At 71.1% G+C, this 26,981-nt stretch carries 22 protein-coding genes; 13 read left to right on the forward strand and 9 right to left on the reverse strand.

All coding sequences use genetic code 11. The features are described from left to right. Positions 1-24: 24 nt before the first annotated feature. Positions 25-267, forward strand: coding sequence for a DUF3297 family protein (locus JHB91_RS08490; RefSeq protein ID WP_199374784.1), 243 nt, complete (start codon positions 25-27; stop codon positions 265-267). Between the two features lie 38 nt (positions 268-305). Here the strand turns inward: JHB91_RS08490 and JHB91_RS08495 are convergent, their stop codons facing one another. After that, complete coding sequence (locus tag JHB91_RS08495) at positions 306-734, reverse strand: PepSY domain-containing protein (protein WP_199472399.1); 429 nt, start codon at positions 732-734, stop codon at positions 306-308. A gap of 184 nt (positions 735-918) precedes the next feature. Here JHB91_RS08495 and JHB91_RS08500 point away from each other — a divergent pair, with 184 nt between their 5' ends. Next, positions 919-2,439, forward strand: a complete 1,521-nt coding sequence (locus JHB91_RS08500) for an acetyl-CoA hydrolase/transferase family protein (RefSeq protein ID WP_199472400.1) — start codon at positions 919-921, stop codon at positions 2,437-2,439. A 17-nt stretch (positions 2,440-2,456) separates the two neighbouring features. On the opposite strand, the gene JHB91_RS08505 is transcribed toward JHB91_RS08500, so the two are convergent. Then, on the reverse strand, positions 2,457-2,840 hold the full coding sequence (locus JHB91_RS08505) for a hypothetical protein (RefSeq protein WP_199374781.1): 384 nt from the start codon (positions 2,838-2,840) through the stop codon (positions 2,457-2,459). Positions 2,841-3,014: 174 nt separating this feature from the next. Here JHB91_RS08505 and JHB91_RS08510 point away from each other — a divergent pair, with 174 nt between their 5' ends. Continuing rightward, positions 3,015-5,348, forward strand: a complete 2,334-nt coding sequence (locus tag JHB91_RS08510; RefSeq protein WP_199472401.1) for a collagen-like protein — start codon at positions 3,015-3,017, stop codon at positions 5,346-5,348. Between the two features lie 135 nt (positions 5,349-5,483). Here the strand turns inward: JHB91_RS08510 and aceE are convergent, their stop codons facing one another. Next, positions 5,484-8,174, reverse strand: a complete 2,691-nt coding sequence (gene aceE, locus JHB91_RS08515; protein WP_199472402.1) for a pyruvate dehydrogenase (acetyl-transferring), homodimeric type — start codon at positions 8,172-8,174, stop codon at positions 5,484-5,486. Positions 8,175-8,295: 121 nt separating this feature from the next. On the opposite strand from aceE, the gene JHB91_RS08520 reads away from it, so the two are divergent. The 3 genes from JHB91_RS08520 to JHB91_RS08530 are packed head-to-tail and all read left to right on the forward strand — an operon-like array spanning position 8,296 to position 10,894. Then, positions 8,296-10,095 (forward strand): ATP-binding protein, encoded by a 1,800-nt coding sequence (locus JHB91_RS08520; RefSeq protein ID WP_199472403.1) that lies wholly within the window; start codon positions 8,296-8,298, stop codon positions 10,093-10,095. Continuing rightward, positions 10,092-10,532, forward strand: a complete 441-nt coding sequence (locus JHB91_RS08525) for a response regulator (protein WP_199374777.1) — start codon at positions 10,092-10,094, stop codon at positions 10,530-10,532. The genes JHB91_RS08520 and JHB91_RS08525 overlap by 4 nt, the downstream gene beginning before the upstream one ends. 5 nt (positions 10,533-10,537) lie before the next feature. Then, positions 10,538-10,894 (forward strand): response regulator, encoded by a 357-nt coding sequence (locus JHB91_RS08530; protein ID WP_199472404.1) that lies wholly within the window; start codon positions 10,538-10,540, stop codon positions 10,892-10,894. Positions 10,895-10,906: 12 nt separating this feature from the next. Here the strand turns inward: JHB91_RS08530 and JHB91_RS08535 are convergent, their stop codons facing one another. From JHB91_RS08535 to rsgA, 3 genes are all read right to left on the reverse strand, one after another. Continuing rightward, positions 10,907-13,240: an NADP-dependent malic enzyme gene (locus tag JHB91_RS08535; protein WP_199472405.1), complete on the reverse strand. Its 2,334-nt coding sequence runs from the start codon at positions 13,238-13,240 to the stop codon at positions 10,907-10,909. 91 nt (positions 13,241-13,331) lie between these two features. Further along, complete coding sequence (locus JHB91_RS08540) at positions 13,332-14,582, reverse strand: flavohemoglobin expression-modulating QEGLA motif protein (protein WP_199472406.1); 1,251 nt, start codon at positions 14,580-14,582, stop codon at positions 13,332-13,334. A gap of 38 nt (positions 14,583-14,620) precedes the next feature. Beyond that, on the reverse strand, positions 14,621-15,673 hold the full coding sequence (gene rsgA / locus JHB91_RS08545) for a ribosome small subunit-dependent GTPase A (protein WP_233398540.1): 1,053 nt from the start codon (positions 15,671-15,673) through the stop codon (positions 14,621-14,623). A 112-nt stretch (positions 15,674-15,785) separates the two neighbouring features. Between rsgA and JHB91_RS08550 the strand changes: the two genes are divergently transcribed. The 3 genes from JHB91_RS08550 to JHB91_RS08560 are packed head-to-tail and all read left to right on the forward strand — an operon-like array spanning position 15,786 to position 18,383. After that, a complete protein-coding gene (locus JHB91_RS08550) occupies positions 15,786-17,057 on the forward strand; it encodes a pyridoxal phosphate-dependent aminotransferase (RefSeq protein WP_199472407.1) in 1,272 nt (423 codons plus the stop codon). Between the two features lie 7 nt (positions 17,058-17,064). Further along, positions 17,065-17,694 carry an SGNH/GDSL hydrolase family protein gene (locus JHB91_RS08555; RefSeq protein WP_199472408.1) on the forward strand — a complete coding sequence of 210 codons (630 nt, stop codon included), beginning with the start codon at positions 17,065-17,067 and terminating at the stop codon, positions 17,692-17,694. After that, positions 17,691-18,383 carry a methyltransferase gene (locus JHB91_RS08560; protein WP_199472409.1) on the forward strand — a complete coding sequence of 231 codons (693 nt, stop codon included), beginning with the start codon at positions 17,691-17,693 and terminating at the stop codon, positions 18,381-18,383. The genes JHB91_RS08555 and JHB91_RS08560 overlap by 4 nt, the downstream gene beginning before the upstream one ends. Before the next feature lie 219 nt (positions 18,384-18,602). On the opposite strand, the gene JHB91_RS08565 is transcribed toward JHB91_RS08560, so the two are convergent. After that, positions 18,603-19,388, reverse strand: a complete 786-nt coding sequence (locus tag JHB91_RS08565; RefSeq protein ID WP_199472410.1) for a polysaccharide deacetylase family protein — start codon at positions 19,386-19,388, stop codon at positions 18,603-18,605. An 81-nt stretch (positions 19,389-19,469) separates the two neighbouring features. On the opposite strand from JHB91_RS08565, the gene grxD reads away from it, so the two are divergent. After that, on the forward strand, positions 19,470-20,396 hold the full coding sequence (grxD, locus tag JHB91_RS08570; RefSeq protein ID WP_199472411.1) for a Grx4 family monothiol glutaredoxin: 927 nt from the start codon (positions 19,470-19,472) through the stop codon (positions 20,394-20,396). Positions 20,397-20,850: 454 nt separating this feature from the next. On the opposite strand, the gene JHB91_RS08575 is transcribed toward grxD, so the two are convergent. After that, a complete protein-coding gene (locus JHB91_RS08575) occupies positions 20,851-21,390 on the reverse strand; it encodes a DUF924 family protein (protein WP_199472412.1) in 540 nt (179 codons plus the stop codon). Then, positions 21,387-22,163: an AMP nucleosidase gene (locus JHB91_RS08580; protein WP_199472413.1), complete on the reverse strand. Its 777-nt coding sequence runs from the start codon at positions 22,161-22,163 to the stop codon at positions 21,387-21,389. The genes JHB91_RS08575 and JHB91_RS08580 overlap by 4 nt, the downstream gene beginning before the upstream one ends. Before the next feature lie 138 nt (positions 22,164-22,301). Between JHB91_RS08580 and JHB91_RS08585 the strand changes: the two genes are divergently transcribed. The 3 genes from JHB91_RS08585 to JHB91_RS08595 are packed head-to-tail and all read left to right on the forward strand — an operon-like array spanning position 22,302 to position 26,946. Further along, positions 22,302-23,684, forward strand: a complete 1,383-nt coding sequence (locus tag JHB91_RS08585; protein WP_199472703.1) for an amidohydrolase — start codon at positions 22,302-22,304, stop codon at positions 23,682-23,684. Then, on the forward strand, positions 23,681-25,000 hold the full coding sequence (locus JHB91_RS08590) for an amidohydrolase family protein (RefSeq protein ID WP_199472414.1): 1,320 nt from the start codon (positions 23,681-23,683) through the stop codon (positions 24,998-25,000). Before JHB91_RS08585 ends, JHB91_RS08590 begins: the two co-directional genes overlap by 4 nt. Next, complete coding sequence (locus JHB91_RS08595) at positions 25,000-26,946, forward strand: acyltransferase family protein (protein ID WP_199472415.1); 1,947 nt, start codon at positions 25,000-25,002, stop codon at positions 26,944-26,946. The genes JHB91_RS08590 and JHB91_RS08595 overlap by 1 nt, the downstream gene beginning before the upstream one ends. Positions 26,947-26,981 lie beyond the last annotated feature (35 nt).

Raw genomic sequence — 26,981 nt, forward strand, 5'->3', positions numbered from 1 at the left:
CCATCGCACCAGGACCGCCACGCCATGACCGACACCCCGCCGGACCGCCTCAGCAACGACCCGCGCAGCGCGCACCACGACGATGCCGCCATGCAGCGCGGCGTCGGCATCCGCTTCAACGGCGAAGAGCGCACCAACGTCGAGGAATACTGCGTCAGCGAGGGCTGGATCCGCGTTGCCGTGGGCCGCGCGCTGGACCGCCGCGGCAACCCGATGACCATGAAGATCAACGGCAAGGTCGAGCCCTACTTCCGCGACGAAGCCTGAGCCGGGTGTCGCGGGACGCCAAGGCGCCCCGCGGCCGATCAGTCCCGGGCCTTGCCGACCACCTCGCCGGTGGCCGGATCGAGGGTCAGCTTGAGGTCCTTGCCGCGGGCGTCCTCGGCCTCCGCCGTCCACACGCCGTCGTCGAACTCGACATCGTGCACGTTGCCGTACCCAGCCACGGCCAGCTTGGCGCGCACGTCGTCTTCGCTGAGCGTGGCCACGCTGTCTTCCGGGAACACCTTGCCGGTGGCCGGATCGATGCGCAGCTCGACACGCTGGCCGTCGGCGCTGCGCGCATCGGCCTTCCACATTCCATCGTCGAACTTGACGTCGTTGACCTTGGTGTAACCCTGGGCCTCGAGCGCCGCGCGCACCTGCGGCGCGGTCATCGTGTCGTCGGCCGCGGCCACCTGGCCTGCACCGAAAGCGAACGCAAGCGAGATACCGAGCGTAGTCAGTCTGTTCATGGGTTGCTCCTGTGAGGGGGGCCGAGTATTGGCGGCACGATGCGAATCACCGATGAAGGCGGCCGCCACCGGTATGGATGCGTTCATCGGCAACGCTGCTTTCCACCCGGACCCGAGGCTTGCGCGACGTCGCCGGTAGAATGGCGATTGCGCGTGTGTGCGCGCCGCCAGGAGCCCCGCCGCTGTGACCGACCGTATCCTCAACCCCGCGCTGCGTGAACGCCTGAAGTCGGCCGACGAGGCCGCCGCGATGATCCAGCCGGGCATGACCGTGGCGATGAGCGGCTTCACCGGCGCGGGCTATCCAAAGGCTGTGCCGCTGGCCCTGGCTGCGCAGATCGAGCGCGCCAATGCCGCCGGCGGGCGCTTCCGGATCAAGGTCCTGACCGGCGCGTCGACCGCACCGGAACTCGACGGCGCGCTGGCCAAGGTCGACGGCATCGAGATGCGCCTGCCGTTCCAGTCCGATCCGGTCGTGCGCGGGCAGATCAACGACGGCAGCCTCGACTACATCGACATCCATCTCAGCCATGTCGCGCAGCACGCCTGGTTCGGATTCTTCGGCGACATCGACATCGCCGTGATCGAGGTCACCGCGATCAACGCCGACGGCACGTTGGTGCCCTCGTCCTCGGTCGGCAACAACAAGACCTGGCTCGACCTCGCCGACAAGGTGATCATCGAGGTCAACCGCTGGCAGCCGTCCGAGATGGACGGCATGCACGACATCTATTACGGCACGGCGCTGCCGCCCGACCGCAAGCCGATCCCGCTGGTGGCACCCGGCGACCGCATCGGCGAGCCCTGGCTGCGCGTCGACCTGGACAAGGTCGTGGCCGTGGTGGAGACCGATGCACCCGATCGCATCGGCGCGTTCGCGCCACCGGACGAGGCATCGGAACGGATCGCCGGCCACCTGCTGGAGTTCTTCGCCCACGAGATCAGTCGCGGCCGCCTGACCGACCACCTTCTGCCGCTGCAGTCGGGCATCGGCAACGTCACCAACGCGGTGCTCTCGGCGCTGGCCAAGGGCGGCTACAAGGGCCTGTCGGCGTTCACCGAAGTGGTCCAGGACGGCATGCTCGAACTGGTCAGCGAAGGCGTGCTGTCGATGGTGTCGGCGACCTCGTTCTCGCTCAGCCCGGCGGGCACCGAGGAGTTCAAGCGCAACGTCGACTTCTACCGCAAGCACATCGTGCTGCGGCCGCAGGAGATGTCCAACCATCCCGAGCTGATCCGTCGGCTCGGCTGCATCGCCATGAACGGCATGCTCGAGGCGGACCTCTACGGCAACGTCAACTCCACGCACGTCGCCGGCACGCGGATCATGAACGGCATCGGCGGCAGCGGCGACTTCGCGCGCAACGCCTACCTGTCGGTGTTCATGTCGGCCAGCACCGCGAAGGACGGGCGCATTTCCAGCATCGTGCCGATGGTCAGCCACGTCGACCACACCGAGCACGACACCATGGTGGTGGTCACCGAGCAGGGCCTGGCCGACCTGCGCGGACTGTCGCCCAAGCAGCGCGCGCGCCTGGTCATCGAGCGCTGCGCGCACCCGGACTACCGGCCGATGCTGCAGGACTACTTCGACCGCGCCTGCCGCGACAGTTTCGGCAAGCACACGCCGCACCTGCTTGGCGAAGCGCTGTCGTGGCACCAGCGGCTGGTCGAATCCGGCAGCATGCGGCCCGCCGACGCTTGACCCGCGCCGCCGGTGGCTCAGTCCTCCGGCGGACTTCCGTAGCGCAGCCAGAGACCGGCGATGCGTTCGTCGGAGAACACGCGCGCCTGGAACCCGGCCTGGGTGGCCGACAGTTCGCAGTGCTCGATCTGGTCCAGGCCATTCGGCTTGACGTGCGCGATGCGCATGCCTTCCAGCCCGCTGCCCACCAGCATGGCCACCAGCGACTGCCAGTCCTGCGCGGTCAGCGCGGGGCCGCGCAACTCGTCGACGAGCATCAGGTGGCGCGCGGGTTCGCGGGCGACCTCGGCGACGATGGCGCGCCAATAGGCCATGGTGGCCGCCAATGACGCCGGGCCGCGCACATGGGTGCGCACCGTCGCCCCCGGCTCGCGGGCGATGACGATCGAGAGTTCATCCATTTGACCGCTGGCCCGCCCTGCGTGCTGGATGGCCAAGCTAACGCCTAAGCCGGGAAAGCGAGGCCAGCCGGCCGCAAGTGAGCACATGGTCACACTTGGCATGCCAATTGCTTTGCACTTTCGCGATGCGTCGGGCGGGGGCCCGGGGCGCGATGACCAAAGGGGAGCAGCTGGATGAACATCATTCGAAACCGCAAGGCGCTGGCAGGGGCCATCACGCTGGCCTTGGCCTCGACCACCGCCCTGGCGCAGGATCCGCGGATCGTGTCCGTGGTGGTGATGGACGACCTGGACGCCTTCGTGGTGCTCGGCGAGAACCTGCAGCAATCGGTGGCGCGGTCGCGCATCACCCTCGGTGATGTGGGCGACATCACCCGCCACTGCATGCGCTCGCGCGGTCCGGACAGGCTGACGATGATGACCTGCACCCTGCCCGGTGGCCTGCCGCCCGCCGGCGACTACATGCTGACCATCGAGCACTTCAACAACAACGGTGTCACCCAGTCCGACTACGGCCTGACCATCGGTGCCGTCGGCCCGCGGGGCGCGACCGGCCAGGACGGCGCACGCGGTCCGGCCGGCGCCCAGGGCGCTGCCGGCGCCACCGGCGCGACAGGCCCGCAGGGTGCGGCCGGAGCTGCAGGCGCGCAGGGCGAGCGCGGCCAGGACGGCGCGTCCGGAGCAGCCGGTGCGCAGGGCGAGCGCGGCCTGGACGGCGCGACCGGCCCGCAGGGTGTCGCAGGTATCGCCGGCCCTCAGGGCGAGCGCGGCCTGGACGGTGCGACTGGTGCAACCGGTGCGACTGGTCCGCAGGGCGAACGTGGTCTGGACGGCGCGACCGGAGCAACCGGTGCGCAGGGCGAGCGCGGCCTGGACGGCGCGACCGGCCCGCAGGGTGTCGCGGGTATCGCCGGTCCTCAGGGCGAGCGCGGCCTCGACGGTGCGACCGGACCGACCGGAGCGACCGGTGCGCAGGGCGAGCGCGGTCTGGATGGTGCGATCGGCCCGCAGGGTGTCGCAGGTATCGCCGGTCCTCAGGGCGAGCGCGGCCTTGACGGTGCGACTGGTGCAACCGGTGCGCAGGGCGAGCGCGGTCTGGACGGTGCGACCGGCCCGCAGGGTGTCGCAGGTATCGCCGGTCCTCAGGGCGAGCGCGGCCTCGACGGTGCGGCCGGAGCGCCCGGTGCCACCGGTGCGCAGGGCGAGCGCGGCGCGGACGGCGCGACCGGTCCTCAGGGTGTCGCAGGCATCGCCGGTCCGCAGGGCGAGCGCGGCCTGGACGGCGCGACCGGTTCGACCGGTGCGCAGGGCGAGCGCGGTCAGGACGGTGCGCCCGGCCCGCAGGGTGTCGCGGGTATCGCCGGTCCTCAGGGCGAGCGCGGACTCGACGGTGCGACTGGTGCAACCGGTGCGCAGGGCGCCGCAGGCATCGCCGGCCCGCAGGGCGAACGCGGTCTGGACGGTGCCGCCGGTCCGCAGGGCGAGCGCGGCCTGGACGGTGCAACCGGTGCCGCCGGTCCGCAGGGCGAACGTGGACTGGACGGTGCGCCCGGCCCGCAGGGTGTCGCGGGTATCGCCGGTCCTCAGGGCGAGCGCGGACTCGACGGTGCGACTGGTGCAACCGGTGCGCAGGGCGCCGCAGGCATCGCCGGCCCGCAGGGCGAACGCGGTCTGGACGGTGCCGCCGGTCCGCAGGGCGAGCGCGGCCTGGACGGTGCAACCGGTGCCGCCGGTCCGCAGGGCGAACGTGGACTGGACGGTGCGCCCGGCCCGCAGGGTGTCGCGGGTATCGCCGGTCCTCAGGGCGAGCGCGGACTCGACGGTGCGACTGGTGCAACCGGTGCGCAGGGCGCCGCAGGCATCGCCGGCCCGCAGGGCGAACGCGGTCTGGACGGTGCCGCCGGTCCGCAGGGCGAACGCGGCCTGGACGGTGCCGCCGGTCCGCAGGGCGAGCGCGGCCTCGACGGTGCGACTGGTGCAACCGGTGCGACTGGTGCGATTGGTCCGCAGGGCGAGCGCGGCCTGCCCGGCCAGGACGGGGCGACCGGGGCGACCGGTGCAACCGGTGCTGACGGCGCGCAGGGACTTCCGGGTGCCACCGGCGCGGCCGGTGAGGCGGGCCCGATGGGTCCGCAGGGTCCGGTCGGTGCCTCCGGCCTGTCGAACATGCGGTTCGTCACCAGCCCGATCAACATCCCCGCGCGCGAGCTGCGCCGTGGCGTTGCGCAGTGCGCCAGCAACGAGATCGCCTTCAATGGCGGCATGTACGTCAACAACCACGGGCACTCGAACTTCAATCTCTCGAACGTCGACGGTGTCTACGTCAATACCAGCGGCGTCGGCGCTACGGCGCGCGAATGGGTGGTGATCGCCACAAACGTCCGCAACGTCACGCCGCAGAACGTCACTTTCTGGATCGCCTGCGCGCAGAACGGCACGGAGGCCGCGGGATCCGCGCGCCAGGCCGAGACCCGGTGGAGCGTCGACGGCGCCAAGCTGGCGGAATAAGCGGGACCAGGGCGGGCGGGCAGGACGCCCGCCCTGCCCCATGGAAAGCAGGAAGGCGCGCCTCGGCGCGCCTTCCTGTTTCTGGAACCGGTCCGTGCCCAGGGAGCGCGCGGCCGGCGGTGGCCGCGCGGGCCGTCAGGCCAGCAGCGGGTTCGGCGTGTCCACGGCGATCTTGTACTGCTTGATCGCGCGTGAAACGTCCTTCGGGGTCATCTTGCCTTCCGCCGCCAACGCAGCGATCGCGGCATGGGCGATGTGGAAGCGGTCGACCTCGAAGTGCCGGCGCAGGTTGGCGCGCGTGTCCGAGCGGCCGAAGCCGTCGGTACCCAGCACCGTGTAGTGCATCGGCACGAAGGCGCGGATCTGGTCGGGGAACGCACGCACGTAGTCGGTCGCGGCGATCGCCGGGCCCTGGCGGCCCTCGAGCAGCGTGGTGACATACGCCTTGCGCGGCACCTTGGCTTCCGGATTGAGCCGGTTCCAGCGCTCGACGTCGAAACCGTCACGACGCAGTTCGGTAAAGCTCGGGCAGGACCAGATGTCGGCGGTGACGCCGAAGTCCTTGTCCAGCAGCTCCGCCGCGGCGATCGCCTCGCGCAGGATGGTGCCCGAGCCCAGCAGCTGCACGCGCAGCTCGCCCTTCTTCGCCTTGCCGGCATCCTTCAGCAGGTACATGCCGCGGATCACGCCCTCGGCCGCACCTTCGGGCAGCGCCGGATGGGCGTAGTTCTCGTTCATCAGGGTGAGGTACCAGTACTCGTCCTGCTGCTCGTCGAGCATGCGCTGCATGCCGCGCTGCAGGATCACCGCCACCTCGCCGGCGAACGTCGGGTCGTAGGCGCGGCAGTTGGGGATGGCGCCCGCCAGCAGGTGGCTGTGGCCGTCCTCGTGCTGCAGGCCTTCGCCGTTGAGCGTGGTGCGCCCGGCGGTGGCACCCAGCAGGAAGCCCCGCGCGCGCATGTCCGCGGCCTGCCAGGCGGCATCGCCGATGCGCTGGAAGCCGAACATCGAGTAGTAGATGTAGAACGGCAGCATCGGCAGGTCGTTGGTGCTGTAGCTGGTCGCCGACGCCATCCACGATGCGAACGCACCGGCCTCGGAGATGCCTTCCTGCAGCACCTGCCCGGTGGCGTCCTCGCGGTAGTACATCAGCTGGTCGCGGTCGACCGGCTTGTACTTCTGCCCGTCCGGCGCGTAGATGCCGATCTGGCGGAACAGGCCTTCCATGCCGAAGGTGCGCGCCTCGTCGCAGACGATGGGCACGACCCGCGGGCCGACTTCCTTGTCGCGCAGGATGATCGCCAGTGACTGCACGAAGGCCATGGTGGTGCTGATCTCGCGCTCGCCGGTGTCCTTGAGCAGGCGCTCGAACACCTCGACCTTCGGCGCCACCAGCGTCTGCGTGCTCTTGCGGCGGCGCTGCGGCAGGTGGCCGCCGAGCGCGGCGCGGCGCTCGAGCATGTACTGCACTTCCTCGGACTTTTCGCCGGGGTGGTAGAACGGCACCGCGCCGTCCTTCAGCTGGTCGTCGCCCACCGGGATCTTGAAGCGGTCGCGGAACGCGCGCACGGCGTCGTCATCGAGCTTCTTGGTCTGGTGGGTGGGGTTGAGCGCCTCGCCGGCGCTGCCCATGCCGTAGCCCTTGACCGTCTTGGCCAGGATCACCGTGGGCTGGCCCTTGGTCTCCACCGCGTTGCGGTAGGCCGCGTACACCTTGTGCGGGTCGTGGCCGCCGCGGTTGAGGCGCCAGATGTCGTCATCGGACAGGCTGGCGACCATCGCCGCGGTTTCCGGATACTTGCCGAAGAAATTGTCGCGCGTGTACTTGCCGCCGAACGCCTTGCAGTTCTGGTACTCGCCGTCGACGGTTTCCATCATCAGCTTGCGCAGGATGCCCTGGCCGTCGCGTGCCAGGAGCGGATCCCAGTAGCTGCCCCAGATGGCCTTGACCACGTTCCAGCCCGCGCCGCGGAAGTTTCCTTCCAGCTCCTGGATGATCTTGCCGTTGCCGCGCACCGGGCCGTCGAGGCGCTGCAGGTTGCAGTTGACCACGAACACCAGGTTGTCCAGGCCCTCGCGCCCGGCGATCGAGATCGCGCCCAGGCTCTCCGGCTCGTCGGTTTCACCGTCGCCGAGGAAGCACCAGACCTTGCGGTCGGATTTCGGCATCAGGCCGCGGGCCTCGAGGTACTTCCAGTTGCGCGCCTGGTAGATGGCGGCGATCGGACCAAGGCCCATCGACACCGTCGGCGTCTGCCAGAAGTCGGGCATCAGCCACGGGTGCGGATAGGACGAAATGCCGCGGCCGTCGACCTCCATGCGGAAGTTGTCGAGCTGCGACTCGCTGATCCGGCCCTCCAGGAATGCGCGCGCGTACACGCCCGGCGAGCTGTGGCCCTGGATGTAGAGCAGGTCGCCGGGATGGTCGGCGGACGGCGCGCGCCAGAAGTGGTTGAAGCCGACGTCATACAGGGTGGCGCCCGAGGCGAAGCTGGCGATGTGGCCGCCGAGGTCACCGGGCTTGCGGTTGGCGCGCACCACCATCGCCATCGCGTTCCAGCGCACGATCGAGCGGATACGCCACTCGAGCGTCTGGTCGCCGGGGATGTGCGGCTCGAGGTGCGGCGGGATGGTGTTGATGTACTCCGTGGTCGGCGAGAACGGCAGGTGGCTGCCGGCGCGACGCGCGAGCTCGACCATGCCTTCCAGCAGCTGGTGCGCACGCTCCGGACCGTCCGCATCGATCACCGCCTTGAGCGACTCCATCCACTCGCGTGCCTCTGCGGGATCGGGATCGTTGTGCAGGACGTCGTTCAGCCAGTTCATTGTGTGCTCCGCCACGGCGCATCGGCCGTGCTGGTTCGTGGGTCGATAGCCCCCGATTCTACCAGCCCCCCCGCCGCCGCAGGTTTGCCAGCCGCGCCGCCATCCAGCATCATCCGGCGACATGCCAGCCTCCCTGCAGCAACGCGAACACGCGCGCTGGCGCCTGCCGTTGCTGGCGCTGACCGTGCTCCTGATCGTCCTCGTGCCGTTCCTGCTGCAGCGGGTGGCGGACCGCCGCGTGACCGAGGCCGCGGCGATGGTGGTGCATACGCTGGAGGTGGAGAACACGCTGCAGATGCTCTCCGCGGCGATCCGCAACCTCGAGGGCGCGGGCCTGGCGAAGGCCGCCGGCGCCACAGCGCCGATCCTTGCCGAGCGGGTCGCCTACAGCGAGTCCCAGGTAGGCCCGCTGCTCGACCACGCGGAGGAGCTCACCCGCGACAACCCCCGCCAGCAGGTGCGCATGGGCGCGCTGCGCGCCAGCCTGGAGCAGCGCCTGGTGCAGATCGATCGCGTGCTGGCGGCGACCCCCGCCGAGCGGCTGGGTGAAATCGAGCGCCTGGTCGAGAACTTCCCCGTGCAGGCGCCGATCTCCACCCTGATCCAGACCGAGCGCGAGATCCTCGCCGAACGCAACGCCGTCGCCGCGCGCGTCCAGCGCCAGGCCCGCGTGCTGGCGTGGGGGTCGCTGGGCGCGCAGGTGCTGCTGATCTTCGGCCTGGCGGCCCTGGCCCTCCGCGACGCCAGCCGCCGCACCACCGCCGAAGTGATGTCGCGCCGCGCCGACGCCAGGGCCAGCGTGGTCCTCGACACCGTGCGCGAGCCGATCGTGCTGGTCGACGCGGGACTGCGCGTGGTGATGCACAACGCCGCGTTCGCGGAGCTGTTCGGAATCGAGGGCGACGTGCGCGGCACGCCGCTGGGCGAGACCGGCGAGGCCTGGCGCGACGAGGAAACGCTGCGACGCCTGCGCGACGTGCTGCTGCGCCAACGCGAGCTGTGGGACTTCGAGCGTCGCCAGCGCACCGTCGATGGCGTCGAGCGGGTGATGCTGATCAACGCGCGCAGCATGGAGCTTCCGGACCGCGACGACGTGTTGGCGCTGGTCACGGCCAGCGACATCAGCGCGCAGAAGGCCAGCGAAGGCCACATCCGCGAGCTCAACCGCCAGCTCGAGGGCAAGGTGGACCAGGTGTCCGACGTCAACCGCGAGCTCGAGGCATTCAGCTACTCGGTGTCGCACGACCTGCGCGCGCCGCTGCGCCACATCGCCGGGTTCGCCGACAAGCTCGGGCGCCACCTCGGCGACGGCATCGACGACAAGGGCCGCCATTACCTCGACGTCATCGGCGGCTCGGCCAAGCGCATGTCGGCGCTGATCGACGACTTGCTCGTTTACTCGCGGCTCGGGCGCAGCGCGCTGCGGCTGCAGACGGTCGACATGCAGTCGATGGTCGAGGAGACCCGCGCGATGCTCGATGCCAACAACGGCATCGACAACCCGGGCCATCACGTGCAGTGGCGGATCGCGCACATGCCGATCGTGATCGGCGACGACAACATGCTGCGCCAGCTGTGGACCAACCTGCTGGGCAACGCGGTCAAGTACAGCGTGGGCAGCGAGCCGGCCGTGATCGACGTCGACCACCGCCTCGGCGACGAAGGCCTGCACCATTTCTCGGTGCGCGACAACGGCGCCGGCTTCGACATGGCCTATGCCGGCAAGCTGTTCGGCGTCTTCCAGCGCCTGCACGCCGCCAGCGAGTTCAGCGGCACCGGCATCGGCCTCGCCAGCGTCAAGCGGGTCGTGACCCGGCACAATGGCCAGGTCTGGGCGGAATCCGCGCCCGGCGAGGGCGCCACCTTCCACTTCACCCTGCCTGCCAACCCCGACGCCCGCCAAGGAGCCAGCAACACATGACCGCGATCCGCACCATCCTCCTTGCCGAAGACAGTCCGCACGATGCCGAGATGGCCATCGACGCGCTGCGCGATGCGCACCTCGTCAACCCCATCGTGCACGTCGAGGACGGCGTGGAGGCGCTGGACTACCTGTTCCGCCGCGGCAAGTTCGCCAACCGCCCGGAAGGCGACCCGGCGGTGCTGCTGCTCGACATCAAGATGCCGCGCATGGACGGCCTGGAGGTGCTCAACCAGCTGCGCGAGCACGAGACGCTCAAGCGCCTGCCGGTGGTCATCCTGTCGTCGTCGCGCGAAGAGAACGACCTGGCGCGCAGCTGGGACCTCGGCGTCAACGCCTACGTGGTCAAGCCGGTCGACGTGGACCAGTTCTTCGAGGCGGTGAAGACGCTTGGCCGCTTCTGGGCGGTCCTCAACGAGGCGCCCAGCGACCCTTGACCGCCATGGCTGCCATCCGCGTACTGATCGTCGACGACAGCAATGACGACGCCGAGCTCACCGAGCTGGCGCTGCGCGAGGCGGGCATGCTGGTGGAGTGCCGCAGGCTGTACCGCGAAGACGCCCTGCGCGAGGCGCTGACGGGGTTCGATCCACACTTGGTGGTCTGCGACGTGAACCTGCCCGGCTATTCGGGCCGCGAGGCGCACGCGCTGGTGCTGGCCCATGCGCCAGGCGCGCGCTTCGTGTTCATGACCGGCGCGCTGGCCGGCGACGAGACGCTCCCGGTCGCCGATGGCGTCCTGCTCAAGGACGACCTGGCGCGCCTGCCGGCGCTGGTGCGCCAGCTGCTCCCGAACTGACCGCCGCGGCGGTCAGACCTCCGCGCCCGCGCGCTGCAGGGCGCGGATCTGCGCTTCGACCGCGGTGATCGCGGTCATGTTGACCAGGCGCCGCGGCGTGCTGGTGGAGGTGAGCACGTGCGCCGGGTGGTCCACGCCCATCAGGATCGGCCCGATCGCCACGCCGTCGGTCATCACCCGGACCAGGTTGTAGGCGATGCTGGCGGCGTCGATGTTGGGCAGAACGAACAGGTTGGCGCGGCCCTTGAGCGTGGTGTTGGGGAACATGCGCTCGCGCAGCATGCTGTCCCAGGCGGTGTCGGCCTGCATCTCGCCATCGATGTTCAGCCGCGGCGCGCGGCGCGCCAGGATCTCGCGCACGCGGCGCATCTTGGCCGCGCTCGGGTTGTCGTGGCTGCCGAAGTTGGAGTGCGACAGCAACGCGATGCTGGGCTCGATGCCGAACAGCTTCAGGCGGTAGGCGCCCTGCAGTGTGGCCTCGGCGATCTGCTCGGCGGTGGGATCGACCTGGACATGGGTATCGAGGAAGAACCACACGCCGGCGTCGTTGATCACGCCGGTCATCGCCGAGGTGCTGCTGACGCCCGGGTCCAGCCCGAACACGCTGCGGATGTAGCCGAGCTTCTTGTGGAAGCGGCCCACCAGGCCGGAGATCAGCCCGTCTGCCTCGCCCCGCTGCACCATCAGTGCCGCGATCAGCGTCGGCCGCGAGCGCACCAGGTTCTTGGCCGCGTCCGGGGTCACGCCACGGCGCTCGGTGAGCGCGTGGTACTGGCGCCAGTAGTCGCTGAAGCGCGGGTCGTCGTTGATGTTGGTGAGCTCGAAATCCTCGCCGGCGCGCAGCCGCAGGCCGAGGCGCGCGATACGGGTTTCGATGACGTCCGGCCTGCCAATCAGGATCGGACGCGCCAGCCCCTCGTCGACCACGGTCTGCACCGCGCGCAGCACCGTCTCCTCTTCGCCTTCGGCGTAGACGATGCGCTGCAGGTCGCTGCGGGCGCGGTCGTACACCGGCTTCATGATCAGGCCGGAGCGGTGGATGAACTGCCCCAGCTTTTCGCGATAGGCGTCCATGTCCTCGATCGGGCGCGTGGCCACGCCGGAGTCCATCGCGGCCTTGGCCACGCACGGCGCGAGCATGGTCAGCAGGCGCGGATCGAACGGCCGCGGGATGATGTAGTCCTCGCCGAACACCGGCACGTCGCCGCCGTAGGCCGCGCCGAGGTCGGACGATTCCATCTTCGCCAGGCCGGCGATCGCGCGCACGCAGGCCAGCTTCATCTCTTCGTTGATGCCGGTGGCGCCGACGTCCAGCGCGCCACGGAAGATGTACGGGAAGCAGAGCGCGTTGTTGACCTGGTTGGGGTAGTCGGAGCGGCCTGTGGCGATGATGCAGTCCGGGCGCACCGCCTTCGCGGCCTCCGGCAGGATCTCCGGATAGGGGTTGGCCAGCGCGAGGATGATCGGGCGCGCTGCCATCTTCGCCACCATTTCGGGCTTGAGCACGCCGCCGGCGGACAGGCCGAGGAAGATGTCGACGCCTTCGATGATGTCGTCGAGCGAACGCTTGTCGGTATCGCGCGCATAGCGCTGCTTGTCCGGGTCCATGTTGCCGCGCCCGGTGTACAGCACCCCGTCGCGGTCGACGGCGAGGATGTTCTCCGGCTTCATGCCCAGCGCCACCAGCATGTCCAGGCAGGCGATGCCCGCGGCACCGGCGCCGGCGGTCGCCAGCCGCACGTCCTCGATGCGCTTGCCGGCCACTTCCAGCGCGTTGGTGACCGCGGCGCCTACGATGATCGCGGTGCCGTGCTGGTCGTCGTGGAACACCGGGATCTTCATCCGCTCGCGCAGCTTGCGCTCCACGATGAAGCACTCCGGCGCCTTGATGTCTTCCAGGTTGATGCCGCCGAACGTCGGCTCCATCGCCGCGATGATCTCGACCAGCTTGTCGGGGTCGCGCTCGTCGAGCTCGATGTCGAACACATCGATGCCGGCGAACTTCTGGAACAGCACGCCCTTGCCTTCCATCACCGGCTTGCCGGCCAGCGGCCCGATGTCGCCCAGGCCCAGCACCGCGGTGCCATTGGTGATCACCGCCACCAGGTTGCCGCGCGCGGTCAGCGAGCTCGCCTCGCGCGGGTCGGCCACGATCGCCTCGCAGGCGTGCGCGACACCCGGCGAATACGCCAGCGCCAGGTCGCGCTGGGTCACCATCGGCTTGGTGGCGACCACCTTGATCTTGCCGGCGGGGAGTGCGCGGTGATAGTCGAGCGCCGCCTGTTCGAAGCTGCCGCTCTGGTCGGCCAGGCTCAGGGGGGCGGGATCGGCAGGCTTGTCGGACATCGGTTCACAGTCGGCGGGCGGGACATCGATTCTAGCCCGTCCGGCCCGGGGCGTCGGACCGCTGACCGGAACGTTGCAGCACGCCGCGCCTTCAGTCGTGCACGCCGGTGCCCACCTTGTCGAGGCGGATCCGGTTGGCGAACACCGAGAACGCCAGCGTCCCCGCCAGGCCGTTCGCGCGCGACACCCAGCGCGGCAGCCAGTGCGGCGGCGACAGCGTGCCGTCGTCGAACAGCGGCTCGAACGCCACCACGTCATCGAGCGTCATCTTGCCGGCGAACAGCAGCCTGCACAGGCGCAGCCGCCCGCCTGCCAGCGCCTGGCGGAAGAACGTGTGCACGCCGACCAGGCCGCGCAGGTACACGCTGTCCTTGGTGAACGCCGCGCCGCCGCAGGTCGGCACGCCGCGGAACACGCGCTGCGCCGACGAGAAGCTGTCCACCTCGCCCTGCCCGGCATCCAGGAAGTAGCGGAACACGTCGATGAAATCCGCGCCCTCGAGCGCCATCGCGATCGCCTCGGTGCGCAGCGACACGCGCTTCATCCGCTCGATGTCGATGCTGCCGGTGGCCAGCTCGGCAAACGTGGCCAGGCCTTCCTGGGTTTCGGTACTGCGCGGCGAAGACAGCGCCAGGCTTCCCAACAGCGCCTGGCGGCGGCCGTTGAGCGCGCTCAGTGAATGCACGAAGGCCTCGTGCTGCAGCAACTGGCCGCGGTCGTAGTCGCTGAAGGACGCGCCGCTGCGCAGGCGGATGCGCGTGGCGCCGGCAGCGGCCTTGGCGACCAGGTCCGGGTCGAGCACCACCTCGACCACGCGCGCGTCGAAGAAATCGTCGAGGTCGGCCTGCAGCTGCAGCTGCAGCGCGGTGGCCGAGACCTGCACCTGCTCCTCGGGCGCGAGCAGCTCGCGGTCGAGTTCGTCCGCGATCGCGATGAAGTGCCGCGCGGCGTCGCGCGTGGTCGGCCCGTTTCCCGGCAACGGCGTGTCCGGGCGACCGAACAGGCGCTCCGAGTGCGTACCCGCGGCGGCGGTGCCGAGCGACTCGAGGAGCTCCGCGGCAATGCCCCAGCTGCGCGCGGAATCCACCAGGTAGGCGCCCAGCGGGTGCTGCGGATCCGCGGCCGCGGCGATGGCCGCCAGCTCGCGGCGCGTATCGCCGAAATCATGGCGCGGATAGGCGTACTGCGGCGGGCGCGCATCGCCGGTGGCCCAGCGCGCGAGGAATGCGTGCTGCACCGATGCCGGCCAGCTCGCCAGGGTCAGCAGGCGGATGTCGCGCGCGGCCTGCAGCATGCGCGCATCGAGCGCGGCGTGGTGGGCGATGTCGGCGTTGGCGTGCATGGCGGCGAACTCTCCCCGTGGCGCGCTCCGGCGCGCGCTCAGCGACGGCCCGGCTTCGCCTGCGCCTGCGCCAGGCGGCTGGCGAGCACGCTGGCGGCACCGGCGACTTCGTCGCGCAGCTTCAGATAGTGGGCAAAGCGCGCGCGGTCGACGGTGCCGGCGTCGATCGCCGCGCGCACCGCACAGCCAGGCTCGCGATCATGCTTGCAGTCGCGGAAACGGCACGCGCCGGCCAGCGCCTCGACTTCGGCGAACCCGCCCTCGGCGATGTCCTCCTCGCCGGTGGGCTTGAGCTCGCGCATGCCCGGGGTATCGATCAGGCAGGCGCCGGAAGCCAGCGGCACCAGCGCGCGGTGGGTGGTGGTGTGGCGGCCACGGGCGTCGTTCTCGCGCACAGCGCCCGTGCGCATGCGCTCGTGGCCGACCAGCGAATTGGTCAGCGTGGACTTGCCCGCGCCGGAACTGCCCACCAACACCACGGTGCGGCCCGGGCCGAGCCACGGCGCCAGCGCCGCGACACTGGCGGGGTCGCGCGCGTTGACCACCACCACCGCCAGGCCGGCGCGGATGCTGTCTTCCAGCTCGGCCAGCGCGCCATCGACATCGACGCCCGGTTGGTCGGCCTTGGTGAGCACCAGCACCGGCTCCACGCCGCCGCCCTGCACCAGCAGCAGGTAGCGCTCGATGCGGCGCGGGTTGAAATCACCATCCAGGCCGCAGACCACGAACGCGGTGTCGATGTTGGTCGCGATGATCTGCTGCTTGTAGTGCTCGCCGGCGGCCGCGCGCTTGACCACGCTGCGCCGCGGCAACAACAGGGCGACGACCTGGCGGCCCTCGACCAGCAGCCAGTCGCCGACCGCGGCGCGCTGCTCCGGCGGGCACTTCGGACGCTGCCATTCGGGCAACGACTCCACGCCGAAGCCCTCGCCGGGACCCACGGCAACCACGTATTTGGTGCGGTGCTGCTCGACCACGCGCACCGGCTGCGCGGCGGGGTGCGCTGCCATCAGCGCTGCCCAGCCGCCCGTGGCCGGCAGGCCCTCGTACGGCCAGCCGATCGCGCGCAGGGCGAGGATCTCGGGACTCAAACGCGGGCGGCGGTGTTCGACATGCGCGGATTCTATCCCCCTGCCGCGCCGGACCGGCGGCCGGGCGGCATTTCCGCTAGGCTTTGCGGCCCCCCGCCGCACGCCCGCACCGATGTCCGAGCCCCGCCTGAAGACGCGCGAGCGCCTGTCCGAAGTCCGCTACGAGATCCGCGGCGAACTCGCCCGCCGCGCCCGTGACCTCGAGGCGCAGGGCCACACCCTGATCAAGCTCAACATCGGCAACCCGGGCGCGTTCGGATTCCGTGCGCCCGAGCACCTGCAGCGCGCGATCGCCGACCACATCGCCGGCACCGACCCGTACACGCACCAGCAGGGCCTGCCCGCCGCGCGCGAAGCGGTCGCCGCCCAGCACGCCGCGCGAGGCACGCCCGGCGCCTCGGCCAACAACGTGTTCATCGGCAATGGCGTCAGCGAGCTGATCGACATCGCCCTGCGCGCACTGCTCAACCCCGGCGACGAAGTGCTGCTGCCGTCGCCCGACTACCCGCTGTGGTCGGCGGCCACGATCCTCAACGACGGCCGCCCGGTGTACTACCGCTGCAAGGAGAGCAACGCGTTCCTGCCGGATCCGGACGAACTCGAAGCACTGGTGTCGTCGCGCACCCGCGCCATCGTGCTGATCAACCCCAACAACCCGACCGGCGCGACCTACCCGCGCGCGCTGCTCGAGCGCATCGTCGACATCGCCGCGCGCCACGGCCTGCTGCTGATGGCCGACGAGATCTACGACGGCATCCTGTACGACGGCGCCACGTTCGAGCCGCTGGCGCCGCTGGCAGGCGACGTGCCCTGCCTGTCGTTCGGCGGCCTGTCGAAGGTGCATCGCGCCTGCGGCTGGCGCGTGGGCTGGGCGATGCTGTCCGGCGACGAAGCCGCCACCCGCGACTACCGACATGCCATGGACCTGCTCGGCGCGCTGCGCCTGTGCGCCAACGTGCCGGGGCAGTTCGCGGTGCCGGCGGCGCTGTCCGGGCTCGACACCATCGGCCCGCTCTGCGCGCCCGGCGGCCGCCTGTACGAAGCGCGCCGCGCGGTGATCGAAAGCTGCGCCGCCAGCGCGCACCTCAAGCTGCACGCGCCCGCCGGCGCGCTGTACGCGTTCCCCGGCGTCACGGGCCCCGCTGCCCAGGGTTTCGACGACCACGACTTCGCGCTCGAGCTGATGGAAACCGAGCACGTGCTGGTGGTGCCGGGCTCGAGCTTCAACGTGCCCTACCGCAACCATTTCCGCGTCACGCTGCTGCCCGAGCCGGACCAGCTGCGCGAGGTGTTCCGGCGCATCGAACGCGTGCTCGACCGCCGCGCCGAAGCCACCGGCAAGGTCGTCCCGATTACATCCGCCGCGCGCGCGGCGACGGCCTGACCCCCGCGTGGTGCTCCGCTACCTCGCGCTCGGCGACTCGTACACGATCGGCGAAGGCGTCGCGCCCGAAGCGCGCTGGACGCACCGCCTGGCGCATGCGCTGCGCGCGGAGGGCATCGCGCTCGACGACCCGCTCACCATCGCCGCCACCGGCTGGACCACCGACGAGCTGGCGGCCGCGATCGATGCCGCCGAGCCGCAGGGTCAGTTCGGGTTCGCCAGCCTGCTGATCGGCGTCAACGACCAGTACCGCGGCCGCGATGTCGCCGATTACCGCACCGGCTTCAGCGCGCTGCTCGAACGCACCATCGCCTTTGCCGACGACCGCGCCGACCAGGTGCTCGTGCTGTCCATCCCCGACTGGGGCGTGACCCCGTTCGCTGCGGCAAGCGGCCGCGACCAGGCGCAGATCGCCCGCGAGCTGGATCGCTACAACGCCACCGCGCGCGCCACCTGCGACGCACGCGGCGTCGCCTTCGTCGACATCACCGGCGTCAGCCGCGAACGCGGCGCCGAACCGGACATGCTGGCCGATGACGGCCTGCACCCCGCCGCCCCCATGCATGCCGCATGGATGCGCCTGGCCCTGCCGGCCGCCCGCCACCTGTTGCTGCAGCGCCACGCAAGGACGCCATGACCCGCTCCGCCACCGCCCCGTTCCCGCCCCACGAAGCCCGCGCCATCGCCCGCGCGTTCCTGCCCGCGCACGTGCTCGGCAACCGCTACGACTATTTCTACACGCTGTCCAAGCTGCGCAGCGACCCGCTCTACCCGGGCGTGCTCGACGCGCTGCGCGGCACCACCGCGCCGGTCCTCGACCTGGGCTGCGGGCTGGGCCTGCTGCTGCACGCGCTGCGCCTCGACGGCCAGGCCATGCCGTACCACGGCGTCGACATCGACGCCGACAAGATCCGCCGCGGCGCGCGCATCGCGGCGCAATGCGGCTTCGAACACGACGCGCGCTTCGCGGTCGTCGACCTCGCCCAGGGCTGGCCGCCGCACGCCGGCAGCGTCGCGATCCTCGACGTGCTGCAGTACCTCGATGCCGACGCACAGCGCGCGCTGCTCGCCGACGCGATCGCCATGCTCACGCCCGGCTCGAAACTGGTGATCCGCAGCGGCCTGGGCGACGACAGCCGCCGCGGCCGCACCACCCGCGTCACCGATCGCCTGGCGCACCTGTTCGGCTGGATGCAGGAAACCCCGAAGTGCTACCCGACGCGCGAGGGCCTGCAATCGCAGCTCTCCGCCGCCGGCCTGCACGTCGACTTCCGCCCGCTCTACGGCAACACGCCCTTCAACAACTGGCTGATCGTCGCGGGGTGATCGCAGGATTGTGGTTCGGCTGGCGACTGCAGGCCGCAAGCTTCGCTGGCGTTCCGAGGCGTGCGCTTGCGGCCTGCAGCCTCCAGCCTCCTCGTGATCCTGCTGCAGTGGGGAGGGTGGCAAGGACGGGACAGCGCTCTTGCGTGTTGGAGTGGGGTATCCGCACATCCACTAGCCGCCGCAAGCCTGCACGTTGCGGGCAACCTTGCCGCGACCGCCTCAGTCGGCCGGGAGCACCGCCCGATAGCCTGCGGCGTCGACCGCGCGCAATACCTCCGCGATCACCTCGACGCTGCGTCCGTGCGGCGCGCCTTCGTGCAGCAGCACGATCGCGCCGGGCGCGAGGTCGCGTGCGACCCGCTGCGCGATGCGCGCCGGATCGGATTCGACCGCGTCGTAGCCGCGCGCACTCCACGCCACCCGCGACAATCCGGCCTCGCGCAGCGGCGCATGCACGAACGGATTGGCGTGGCCCACGACCGCCCGGAACCAGCGCGGCGCCTGCCCGGTGATGCGCGCCAGCGTCGCCTGGCAATCGAGGATCTCGCGCCGCATCGCCGCCGGACCCAATGCCCAGAAGCGCGCCTGCGGATGCGTGTGGCTGTGGTTGCCGATGCCGTGCCCGCGCGCCGCGATCTCGCGCACGAGCTCCGGCCGCGCCTCGGCACGCGCGCCGACCAGGAAGAATGTCGCGCGCGCCGCGTGCGCATCCAGCAGGTCGAGGATCGCCGCCGTGTCGTCCGACGGCCCGTCGTCGATCGTCAGCCACACCTCGGGTGAGCCCGCAGGCAGGCGCCGCAGCACCGGCCCGAACAGCCGCGAACCGGGCCGCAGCGTGCCCCACACGAACGCCAGATGTACCGCCAGCAACGCCGCCAGGCCCCAGGTCCAGCCCGCGCGCCACCAAAGCCAGGCCACAAGCCCGTGTGCCACCAGCGCCAGCCACAGCCACGCATGCGGACGGCGCGGAACACGATGCAACGAGGGCGGAGGCGGCGCAGGCATCGCCGCATGATGACATGCGTCAAGGCCGCCGCCGGAGGCGAAGGGGTACCCTAGAGGGCCCTTCTCGACGCAGTTGCCGCCATGTCCCTCGACCCCCAGCTCCGCCAGCGCATCGAAGACCTGCTGCAGGCCAACCGCATCGTGCTGTTCATGAAGGGCGACCCGCGCGCCCCGCAGTGCGGCTTCTCGGCCAAGGCTGTCGCCGCACTGACCGCGCTTGAAACCCCCTACGCGCACGTCAACGTGCTGGCCGACCCCGAGATCCGCGAAGGCATCAAGGCCTACGGCGACTGGCCCACCATTCCCCAGCTGTACATCGACGGCGAACTGGTCGGCGGCAGCGACATCATCGAGCAGATGTCCAACTCCGGCGAACTGCACAGCGCCCTCGGCCTGCCCGCGCCGGACCGCAGCCCGCCCACCCTCACCGTCACCCCCGCCGCGCACGCCGTGCTGCGCAAGGCGATCGACGACGCCGGCGGCGACCTCGTGGTCAAGCTCGACATCGATCCCAACTACCGCACCCGCCTCGCCCTCGCCCAGCCGGAAGCCGCCGCCGTCACCGTCGACTGCGATGGCGTCCGCGTGCAGGTCGACGCCCCCGCCGCACGCCGCGCCGATGGCGTGACCATCGACTGGGCCGACGACACCCGCGGCCGCGGCCTGGTGGTCGACAACCCCAACGCCATCCCTGCCGTGCGCCCCATGTCCCCGGTCGACGCCCAGGCCCGCACCAGCGACGGCAGCGTCCGCCTGGTCGACGTGCGCCCCGCCGACGAACGCGCACTGGCCGCCGTCACCACCCCCTTCATGACCCTCGACGACGGCCCCGCCGCCCTCGAAGCCCTCCCGAAGGACACCCCGCTGGCCTTCCTCTGCCACCACGGCGGCCGCAGCGGCCAGGCCGCCGAACGCTTCCGCCAGCTCGGCTTCCGCGAGGTCTACAACATCGAAGGCGGCATCGACGCCTGGAGCCAGCACGTCGACAGCAGCATCCCCCGCTACTGAGGGGCTTTGGCGAGGCCCCCGCTCCGGCCCCACTTGCGCACCCGCAAGCTTCGCTGGCGTTCCGAGGGGCTTTCGCGAGGCCCCCGCTCCGGCCCCACTTGCGCACCCGCAAGCTTCGCTGGCGTTCCGAGGCGTGCGCTTGCGGGTGCGCAAGCGGGGCCTCCTCGCGAGCCTGCTGCAGTGGAGAGTGGCGGAGACGGGACCGCGCTCTTGATTGGCCGTTGCCAGCAACCCGCGACAGCCCAACACAGGCTGACCGCGCATGTCGGTACGCGCACGCCTCGGAACGCCAGCGAAGCGTGCCGGCGTGCGCGGGCAGCCCCGCTATGAACCGGCACGCCAACCAACACACGACAGCCCATCAAAGGCTGACCGCGCACGTCGGTATTCGCACGCCTCGGAACGCCAGCGAAGAATGCCGACGTGCGCGGTCAGCCCCGCCGGACCCAGGGGACTAGAACCCGCCGCCAGCCTCCAGCCAAGCCACCTCGGCCGCCGTACTCACCCGCCCCAGCGCCCAATTGCGATGCGGGAACCGCCCGAACTCCGCGATCACATCCCGATGCGCCACCGCGTACCTGAGCGTCTCCGCATTCAGCGCCCGCGACAACGCCACGCAGCGCTCCTGGTCTGCCAGGTCCTCCGAATGCTCGAACGGCAGATAGCAGAACACCCGCAGCGCCGGATCCACCTCGACATCGAACCCCGCATCCACCAACCGCGACGCGTAATGCAGCGCCAGCGAATCGCACGCATACGCATGCCCGCTGTTGCGGAAGATGTTGCGTGGCACCTGGTCGAGCAGGATCAACAGCGCCAGCGCACCCTCCGCCGACGTCATCCAATCCTCGAACTCCCGCCGACCCGCTGCGAAGTGCGCCGCCTCGAAGCGCGCGCGCAGCTCCGCATCGAACACATCGTCGCGCGCGAACCACTTCGCCGGCCCCGCCGCGCGCCAGAACGCGACGACCTCGCCCGGCGTCGGCAGCGTCACTCGTCGAACCTCATGTGGCGCACCGACTTGCCGTGGCGCCGGATCAGGCGCAGCGCCTCGATGCCCACCTGGATGTGGCTCTCCACGTACTCGATGCTAACGCGCGCATCCGACGCCTCGGTCTTCACCCCTTCCGGGATCATCGGCTGGTCGCTGACCAGCAACAGCGCACCGCAAGGGATGCGGTTGGCGAAGCCCGCCGCGAAGATCGTCGCCGTCTCCATGTCGATCGCCATGCAGCGCATCGCCCGCAGCCGCTCCTTGAACGCCTCGTCGTGCTCCCACACCCGCCGGTTGGTGGTGTAGACCGTGCCGGTCCAGTAGTCGAGGCCGAGGTCGCGGATCATCGTCGAGACCGCGCGCTGCAGCGCGAACGCCGGCAGCGCCGGGACCTGCGGCGGCAGGTAGTCGTCGCTGGTGCCCTCGCCACGGATCGCCGCGATCGGCAGGATCAGGTCGCCGAGCTGGTTCTTGCGCTTCAACCCGCCGCACTTGCCCAGGAACAGCACCGACTTCGGCTTGATCGCCGACAGCAGGTCCATCATGGTCGCCGCGTTCGGGCTGCCCATGCCGAAGTTGATCATGGTGATGCCGTCCGCCGTGGCGCTGGGCATCGGCCGGTCCATGCCGACCACCTCGGCGCCGGTCATGCGGCTGAAGTGGCCGAGGTAGCCACCGAAGTTGGTCAACAGCATGTGCTCGCCGAACTGGTCGAGCGGCACGCCGGTGTAGCGCGGCAGCCAGTTGTTGACGATCTCGTCCTTCTCTTTCATCGGATGCTCCTTTTTGCGCAGCATTCTTGCACGCGCGGCGAAGGCGGACGGCCGCCCCCACCTTTCGCACATTGCGGCACGACGCGCGGGCCGGCTAGGGTGGGCGACCATTCGGGGGAGAGCACGATGAAGCATCCGATGCACGCCGCGCTGGCCGCGGCGCTTGCCGCCGCGCTGGCCGCGGGCTGCGCCAGCACCAGCGCCGCCGGCCCGCGTGACGGCGCCGCCGCCAGCCCCACAGGCGACGCCTATCCGGGCACCTACCGCGCGATCGCCAGCGCGCCGGTGCTGGTGAGCGGCGCGACCGTGCTCACCGGCACCGGCGAGCGCCTCGACGGCGCCGACGTGCTGATGCGCGACGGCCGCATCGTCGCCGTGGGCCGCGGCCTCGACGCGCCGGCCGACGCGGTGCGCGTCGACGGCAGCGGCAAGTGGGTCACGCCGGGCATCATCGACGTGCACTCCCACCTCGGCGTCTACCCGAGCCCCGGTACGCGCTCGCACAGCGACGGCAACGAGATGACCTCGCCGGTCACCGCCGCGGTGTGGGCGGAACACTCGGTGTGGCCGCAGGATCCCGGCTTCCATGCCGCGCTCGCCGGCGGCGTGACCAGCCTGCAGATCCTGCCGGGCTCGGCCAACCTGGTCGGCGGCCGCGGCGTGACGCTGCGCAACGTGCCGGCCACCACCTACCAGGGCATGAAATTCCCCGGCGCGCCGCACGGCCTGAAGATGGCCTGCGGCGAGAACCCCAAGCGCGTGTACGGCCAGAAGGGCGGTCCCGCCACGCGCATGGGCAACGTGGCCGGCTACCGCGCCGCGTTCATCGATGCCGCCGACTACCGCGCCAAGCAGAAGGCCGGCGGCGACAAGGCCGGCAAGCGCGACCTCAAGCTGGAGACCCTGGCCGCGGCGATGGACGGCGAGATCCTCGTGCACATCCACTGCTATCGCGCCGACGAGATGGTGACCATGCTCGACCTCGCCGACGAGTTCGGCTTCAAGGTTGCGGCGTTCCACCACGGCGTGGAGGCCTACAAGATCGCCGACCGGCTTGGCGCCGACGGCGTCTGCGGCGCGCTGTGGGCCGACTGGTGGGGCTTCAAGATGGAGGCCTTCGACGGCATCCAGGAGAACGTGGCGATCGTCGACCGCGCGGTCAACGGCTGCGCCATCGTGCACTCCGATTCCGAGGAGGGCATCCAGCGCCTCAACCAGGAGTCGGCCAAGGTGATGGCCAGCGCGCGCCGCGCCGGCATCGACATCGCACCGGAGCGCGCGATCCGCTGGATCACCCGCAACCCGGCGCAGTCGATGGGCATCCTCGACCAGACCGGCACGCTCGAGGCCGGCAAGCGCGCCGACGTGGTGCTGTGGAACGGCAACCCCTTCAGTTCCTACGCACTGGCCGAACAGGTGTGGATCGACGGCGCGCGCATGTACGACCGCCATGACCCGTCGCGCCAGCCGCGCTCGGACTTCATGCTCGGACGGGGCGTTGCCGCCGGAGGTGGTCGATGAGCGCGCGCCGCGGCATGCGCCGCCTCGCGCCGCTCGCGGCCCTCGCGTTGCTGCTCGCCACCGCGCCGGCGCTGGCGCAGGACCTGCTGATCCGCAACGCCACCGTGCACACCGCCACCGCGCGCGGCACGCTGCAGGGCGCGGACGTGCTGGTACGCAACGGCCGCATCGCCGCGATCGGCACCCGGCTGGATGCCGCCGGCGCCACCGTGGTCGAGGCCAACGGCAAGCCGCTGACGCCCGCGCTGTTCGCCGGCATCACCGCGATCGGCATCGACGAAGTCTCCGGCGAGGACGCCACCACCGACACCACGCTCGCGCTCGGCGCGGGGTCGAAGGAAATGGTGGTGCGGCCCGAGTTCGACGTGACCCTGGCGTTCAATCCGGACTCGCTGCTGGTGCCCGTGGCGCGCGTGGAAGGCCTCGGCTTCACCGTGCTCGCGGCCGGCACCGGCGAAGGGGGCTCGATCATCGGCGGCCAGGGCGCGGTGATGCGCCTGGACGGCGGCGATCAGCCGGCGGGCCCGAAACTGCTGTTCGTCCAGCTTGGCGGCGGCAGCGCCGCAGGCCTGGTGGGCGGTTCGCGCGCCGCGCAGTGGATGCTGCTCGACCAGCTGGTGGATGAAGTGCGCGGCCGCATCCCGGCCGGGTCGAATGCCGCGCTGCTCACTCCGGCCGGCCGCGACACGCTGAAGCGCTACCTCGACGGCGGTGGCCGCCTGGTGGTGCGCGTGGACCGTGCCGCGGACATCCGCCAGCTCCTGCGCTGGTCGAAGCGCCACGGCGTGCAGGTCGCCATCCGCGGCGGTGGCGAGGCCTGGCGCGTGGCGTCGGAACTCGCCGCGGCGAAGGTGCCGGTGTTCGTCGACCCGCTCGACAACCTGCCGTCGAACTTCGACCGCATCCACGCCACGCTGGAAAACGCCGCGCGGCTGCGCGCCGCCGGCGCGATCGTCGGCTTCAGCCAGGCCGGCGACAGTTCGCACAACGCGCGCAAGATCCGCCAGCTGGCGGGCAACGCGGTGGCGCACGGCCTGCCGTGGGAAGACGGCCTGGCCGGACTGACCCGCGTGCCGGCCGAGGCGTTCGGCGTCGGTGGCGAGCTGGGCGGCATTGCGCCGGGCATGCGCGCCGACCTGGTGCTGTGGGACGGCGACCCGCTCGACGTCGCCAGCCTCGCCCGCCAGGTGTGGTTCGACGGCCGCGCGATCCCGATGCACTCGCGGCAGACCGAGCTGCGCGACCGCTACCTGCGGCCCGCGCCGGACGCCACGCGCGGCGACCTGCCGCGCGCGTACTCCACGCCGGCGCACTGATGGCGGCAGGCGCGGGCTTGCGGCCGGCGCCCGGCTACCGTGCGGATGTCGATGGCCTGCGCGCCATCGCCGTCCTCGCGGTGGTCGCGTACCACGCGTTCCCGCGCTTGCTGCCCGGGGGATTCGTCGGCGTCGACGTGTTCTTCGTCATCTCCGGGTTCCTGATTACCGGCATCCTGCGCGACGGCCTGGCGGCCGGCACCTTCGGGTTCGCCGGTTTCTACGTGCGCCGCATCCGGCGGCTGTTCCCGGCGCTGGTGGTGGTGCTGGCGGCGTGCCTGGTGGCCGGCTGGTGGCTGCTGGTGCCGGCCGACTACGCCGCGCTCGGCCGCCACGCCGCGGCCAGCGCCGGCTTCATCGCCAACCTGGCGTTCTGGCACGACACCGATTATTTCGCCGCCGCGGCCGAGACCCTGCCGCTGCTGCACCTGTGGTCGCTCGGCGTGGAGGAACAGTTCTACCTGCTGTGGCCGCCGCTGCTGGCGCTGGCGATCACGCGCGGCGCCGACACCCGCCGCCTGGTGCTGGTGGTTGGCGTGCTGTCGCTGGCGTACTGCCTGTGGTTGACCGCGCGCGACGCCAGCGCCGCGTTCTACCTGCCGTTCACGCGCTTCTGGGAGCTGCTGGCCGGCGCGTGGCTGGCGCACCGGCTGGGCAGCACTGTGGCGCCCGCAGCGTCGGGACGCACGCGCATCACCGCCGAGCTGGCCGCGTTCTCCGGGCTCGCCTTGATCATCGCCGCCTGCGTCGGCCTCAGCGACCAGTCGCCGTTCCCGGGCTGGCGCGCGCTGCTGCCGGTCGCCGGCACCGCGCTGCTGATCGCCGCGGTGCCGGCCACTGGCTGGGCGCAGCGCCTGCTGTCGCTGCGCGCGCTGGTGTGGATCGGCCTGGTCAGCTATCCGCTCTACCTGTGGCACTGGCCGCTGCTTTCGTTCGCGCGCATCCATGCCACCGGCGAAGTGGCGCCGGGCCTGCGCGTGGCACTGGTGGTGCTGGCCGTTGTGCTGGCCGGGCTGACCTGGTGGCTGGTGGAGCGCCCGCTGCGGCACCGCATGCACGCGCGCCGCGCGCTCGCCGTGCTGCTGCCGGCGATGGCGCTGGTGCTGGCGGCGGGCCTCGCGCTGTGGGCGCTGCAGGGCGTTGCGTCGCGCGCCGGCGAACCGGTACGGCAGTACGCCAACTACGGCTACGACTGGCGCGCGCCATCGCGCGAAGGCACCTGTTCGCTGGTCGGCGCGCCGGGCGAACCGGCGGAGTTCCCGGCGGAATGCGTCGACGCGCAGACTGCGCCGCCACGCCCGCTGCTGGTGCTGTGGGGCGATTCGCATTCCGCGCTGCTGTACCCGGGCATGCGCGAGGTCGCGGACGGCCGCCTGCGCCTGGCGCAGTTCACGCGCAGCGGCTGCCGGCCCTATCTCGATCCCGGCAAGGAACCATGCCGGAGCGACAACGCGCGCGTGCTGCAACGCATCGCCGCGCTGCGCCCGGACTACGTGCTGCTGTTCGCCTACTGGAACGGGCGCGAATACCAGGACCCGGCGCAGGTGCTGCGCGACCTGGAGCCCGGCATCGCCGCACTGCATGCCGCCGGCGTAGGCCAGGTGGTGGTGCTCGGGCCGGCGCCGCGCTGGCGCGCCTGGCTGCCGGCGCTGCTCGTGCAGCGCCATGCGCGGCAGCCCTTCCTGCAGGTGCCACAGCGGCTGCGCGGTGAAACGCTGCCCGAAGTGCACGCGCTGGACGCCGCGCTGCGCAGGGCCCTCGGCGGTCGCGACGACGTCACCTATGTCTCGGCGCTGTCCGCGCTGTGCGACCTGCGCGGCTGCCTCACCTATGTCGACGATCCCGCCGAACTCACCACCTGGGACTACGGCCACCTCGGCCCGCGCGCGTCCGCGCTGGTGGCGTCCACCGTGCTGGAGGCGCTGGAGACACCGCGCAGACCTTGATCCCGGTCAACAACCGCCGGCCGGCGACGGCCGAT

Origin of the sequence: Luteimonas sp. MC1828 (assembly GCF_016461615.1) — a bacterium.
GTDB lineage: Bacteria > Pseudomonadota > Gammaproteobacteria > Xanthomonadales > Xanthomonadaceae > Luteimonas.

What these genes read in the sequence shown, in the direction of transcription:
- JHB91_RS08525 (WP_199374777.1), top strand. Translation starts at nt 10,092, where the DNA reads ATGACCGCGATCCGCACCATCCTCCTTGCCGAAGACAGTCCGCACGAT.
- JHB91_RS08590 (WP_199472414.1), top strand. Translation starts at nt 23,681, where the DNA reads ATGAGCGCGCGCCGCGGCATGCGCCGCCTCGCGCCGCTCGCGGCCCTC.
- grxD (WP_199472411.1), top strand. Translation starts at nt 19,470, where the DNA reads ATGTCCCTCGACCCCCAGCTCCGCCAGCGCATCGAAGACCTGCTGCAG.
- JHB91_RS08495 (WP_199472399.1), bottom strand. Translation starts at nt 734, where the DNA reads ATGAACAGACTGACTACGCTCGGTATCTCGCTTGCGTTCGCTTTCGGT.
- JHB91_RS08560 (WP_199472409.1), top strand. Translation starts at nt 17,691, where the DNA reads ATGACCCGCTCCGCCACCGCCCCGTTCCCGCCCCACGAAGCCCGCGCC.
- JHB91_RS08505 (WP_199374781.1), bottom strand. Translation starts at nt 2,840, where the DNA reads ATGGATGAACTCTCGATCGTCATCGCCCGCGAGCCGGGGGCGACGGTG.
- JHB91_RS08595 (WP_199472415.1), top strand. Translation starts at nt 25,000, where the DNA reads ATGGCGGCAGGCGCGGGCTTGCGGCCGGCGCCCGGCTACCGTGCGGAT.
- JHB91_RS08565 (WP_199472410.1), bottom strand. Translation starts at nt 19,388, where the DNA reads ATGCCTGCGCCGCCTCCGCCCTCGTTGCATCGTGTTCCGCGCCGTCCG.
- JHB91_RS08550 (WP_199472407.1), top strand. Translation starts at nt 15,786, where the DNA reads ATGTCCGAGCCCCGCCTGAAGACGCGCGAGCGCCTGTCCGAAGTCCGC.
- JHB91_RS08510 (WP_199472401.1), top strand. Translation starts at nt 3,015, where the DNA reads ATGAACATCATTCGAAACCGCAAGGCGCTGGCAGGGGCCATCACGCTG.
- JHB91_RS08585 (WP_199472703.1), top strand. Translation starts at nt 22,302, where the DNA reads ATGCACGCCGCGCTGGCCGCGGCGCTTGCCGCCGCGCTGGCCGCGGGC.
- aceE (WP_199472402.1), bottom strand. Translation starts at nt 8,174, where the DNA reads ATGAACTGGCTGAACGACGTCCTGCACAACGATCCCGATCCCGCAGAG.
- JHB91_RS08535 (WP_199472405.1), bottom strand. Translation starts at nt 13,240, where the DNA reads ATGTCCGACAAGCCTGCCGATCCCGCCCCCCTGAGCCTGGCCGACCAG.
- JHB91_RS08540 (WP_199472406.1), bottom strand. Translation starts at nt 14,582, where the DNA reads ATGCACGCCAACGCCGACATCGCCCACCACGCCGCGCTCGATGCGCGC.
- JHB91_RS08520 (WP_199472403.1), top strand. Translation starts at nt 8,296, where the DNA reads ATGCCAGCCTCCCTGCAGCAACGCGAACACGCGCGCTGGCGCCTGCCG.
- JHB91_RS08530 (WP_199472404.1), top strand. Translation starts at nt 10,538, where the DNA reads ATGGCTGCCATCCGCGTACTGATCGTCGACGACAGCAATGACGACGCC.
- JHB91_RS08580 (WP_199472413.1), bottom strand. Translation starts at nt 22,163, where the DNA reads ATGAAAGAGAAGGACGAGATCGTCAACAACTGGCTGCCGCGCTACACC.
- JHB91_RS08490 (WP_199374784.1), top strand. Translation starts at nt 25, where the DNA reads ATGACCGACACCCCGCCGGACCGCCTCAGCAACGACCCGCGCAGCGCG.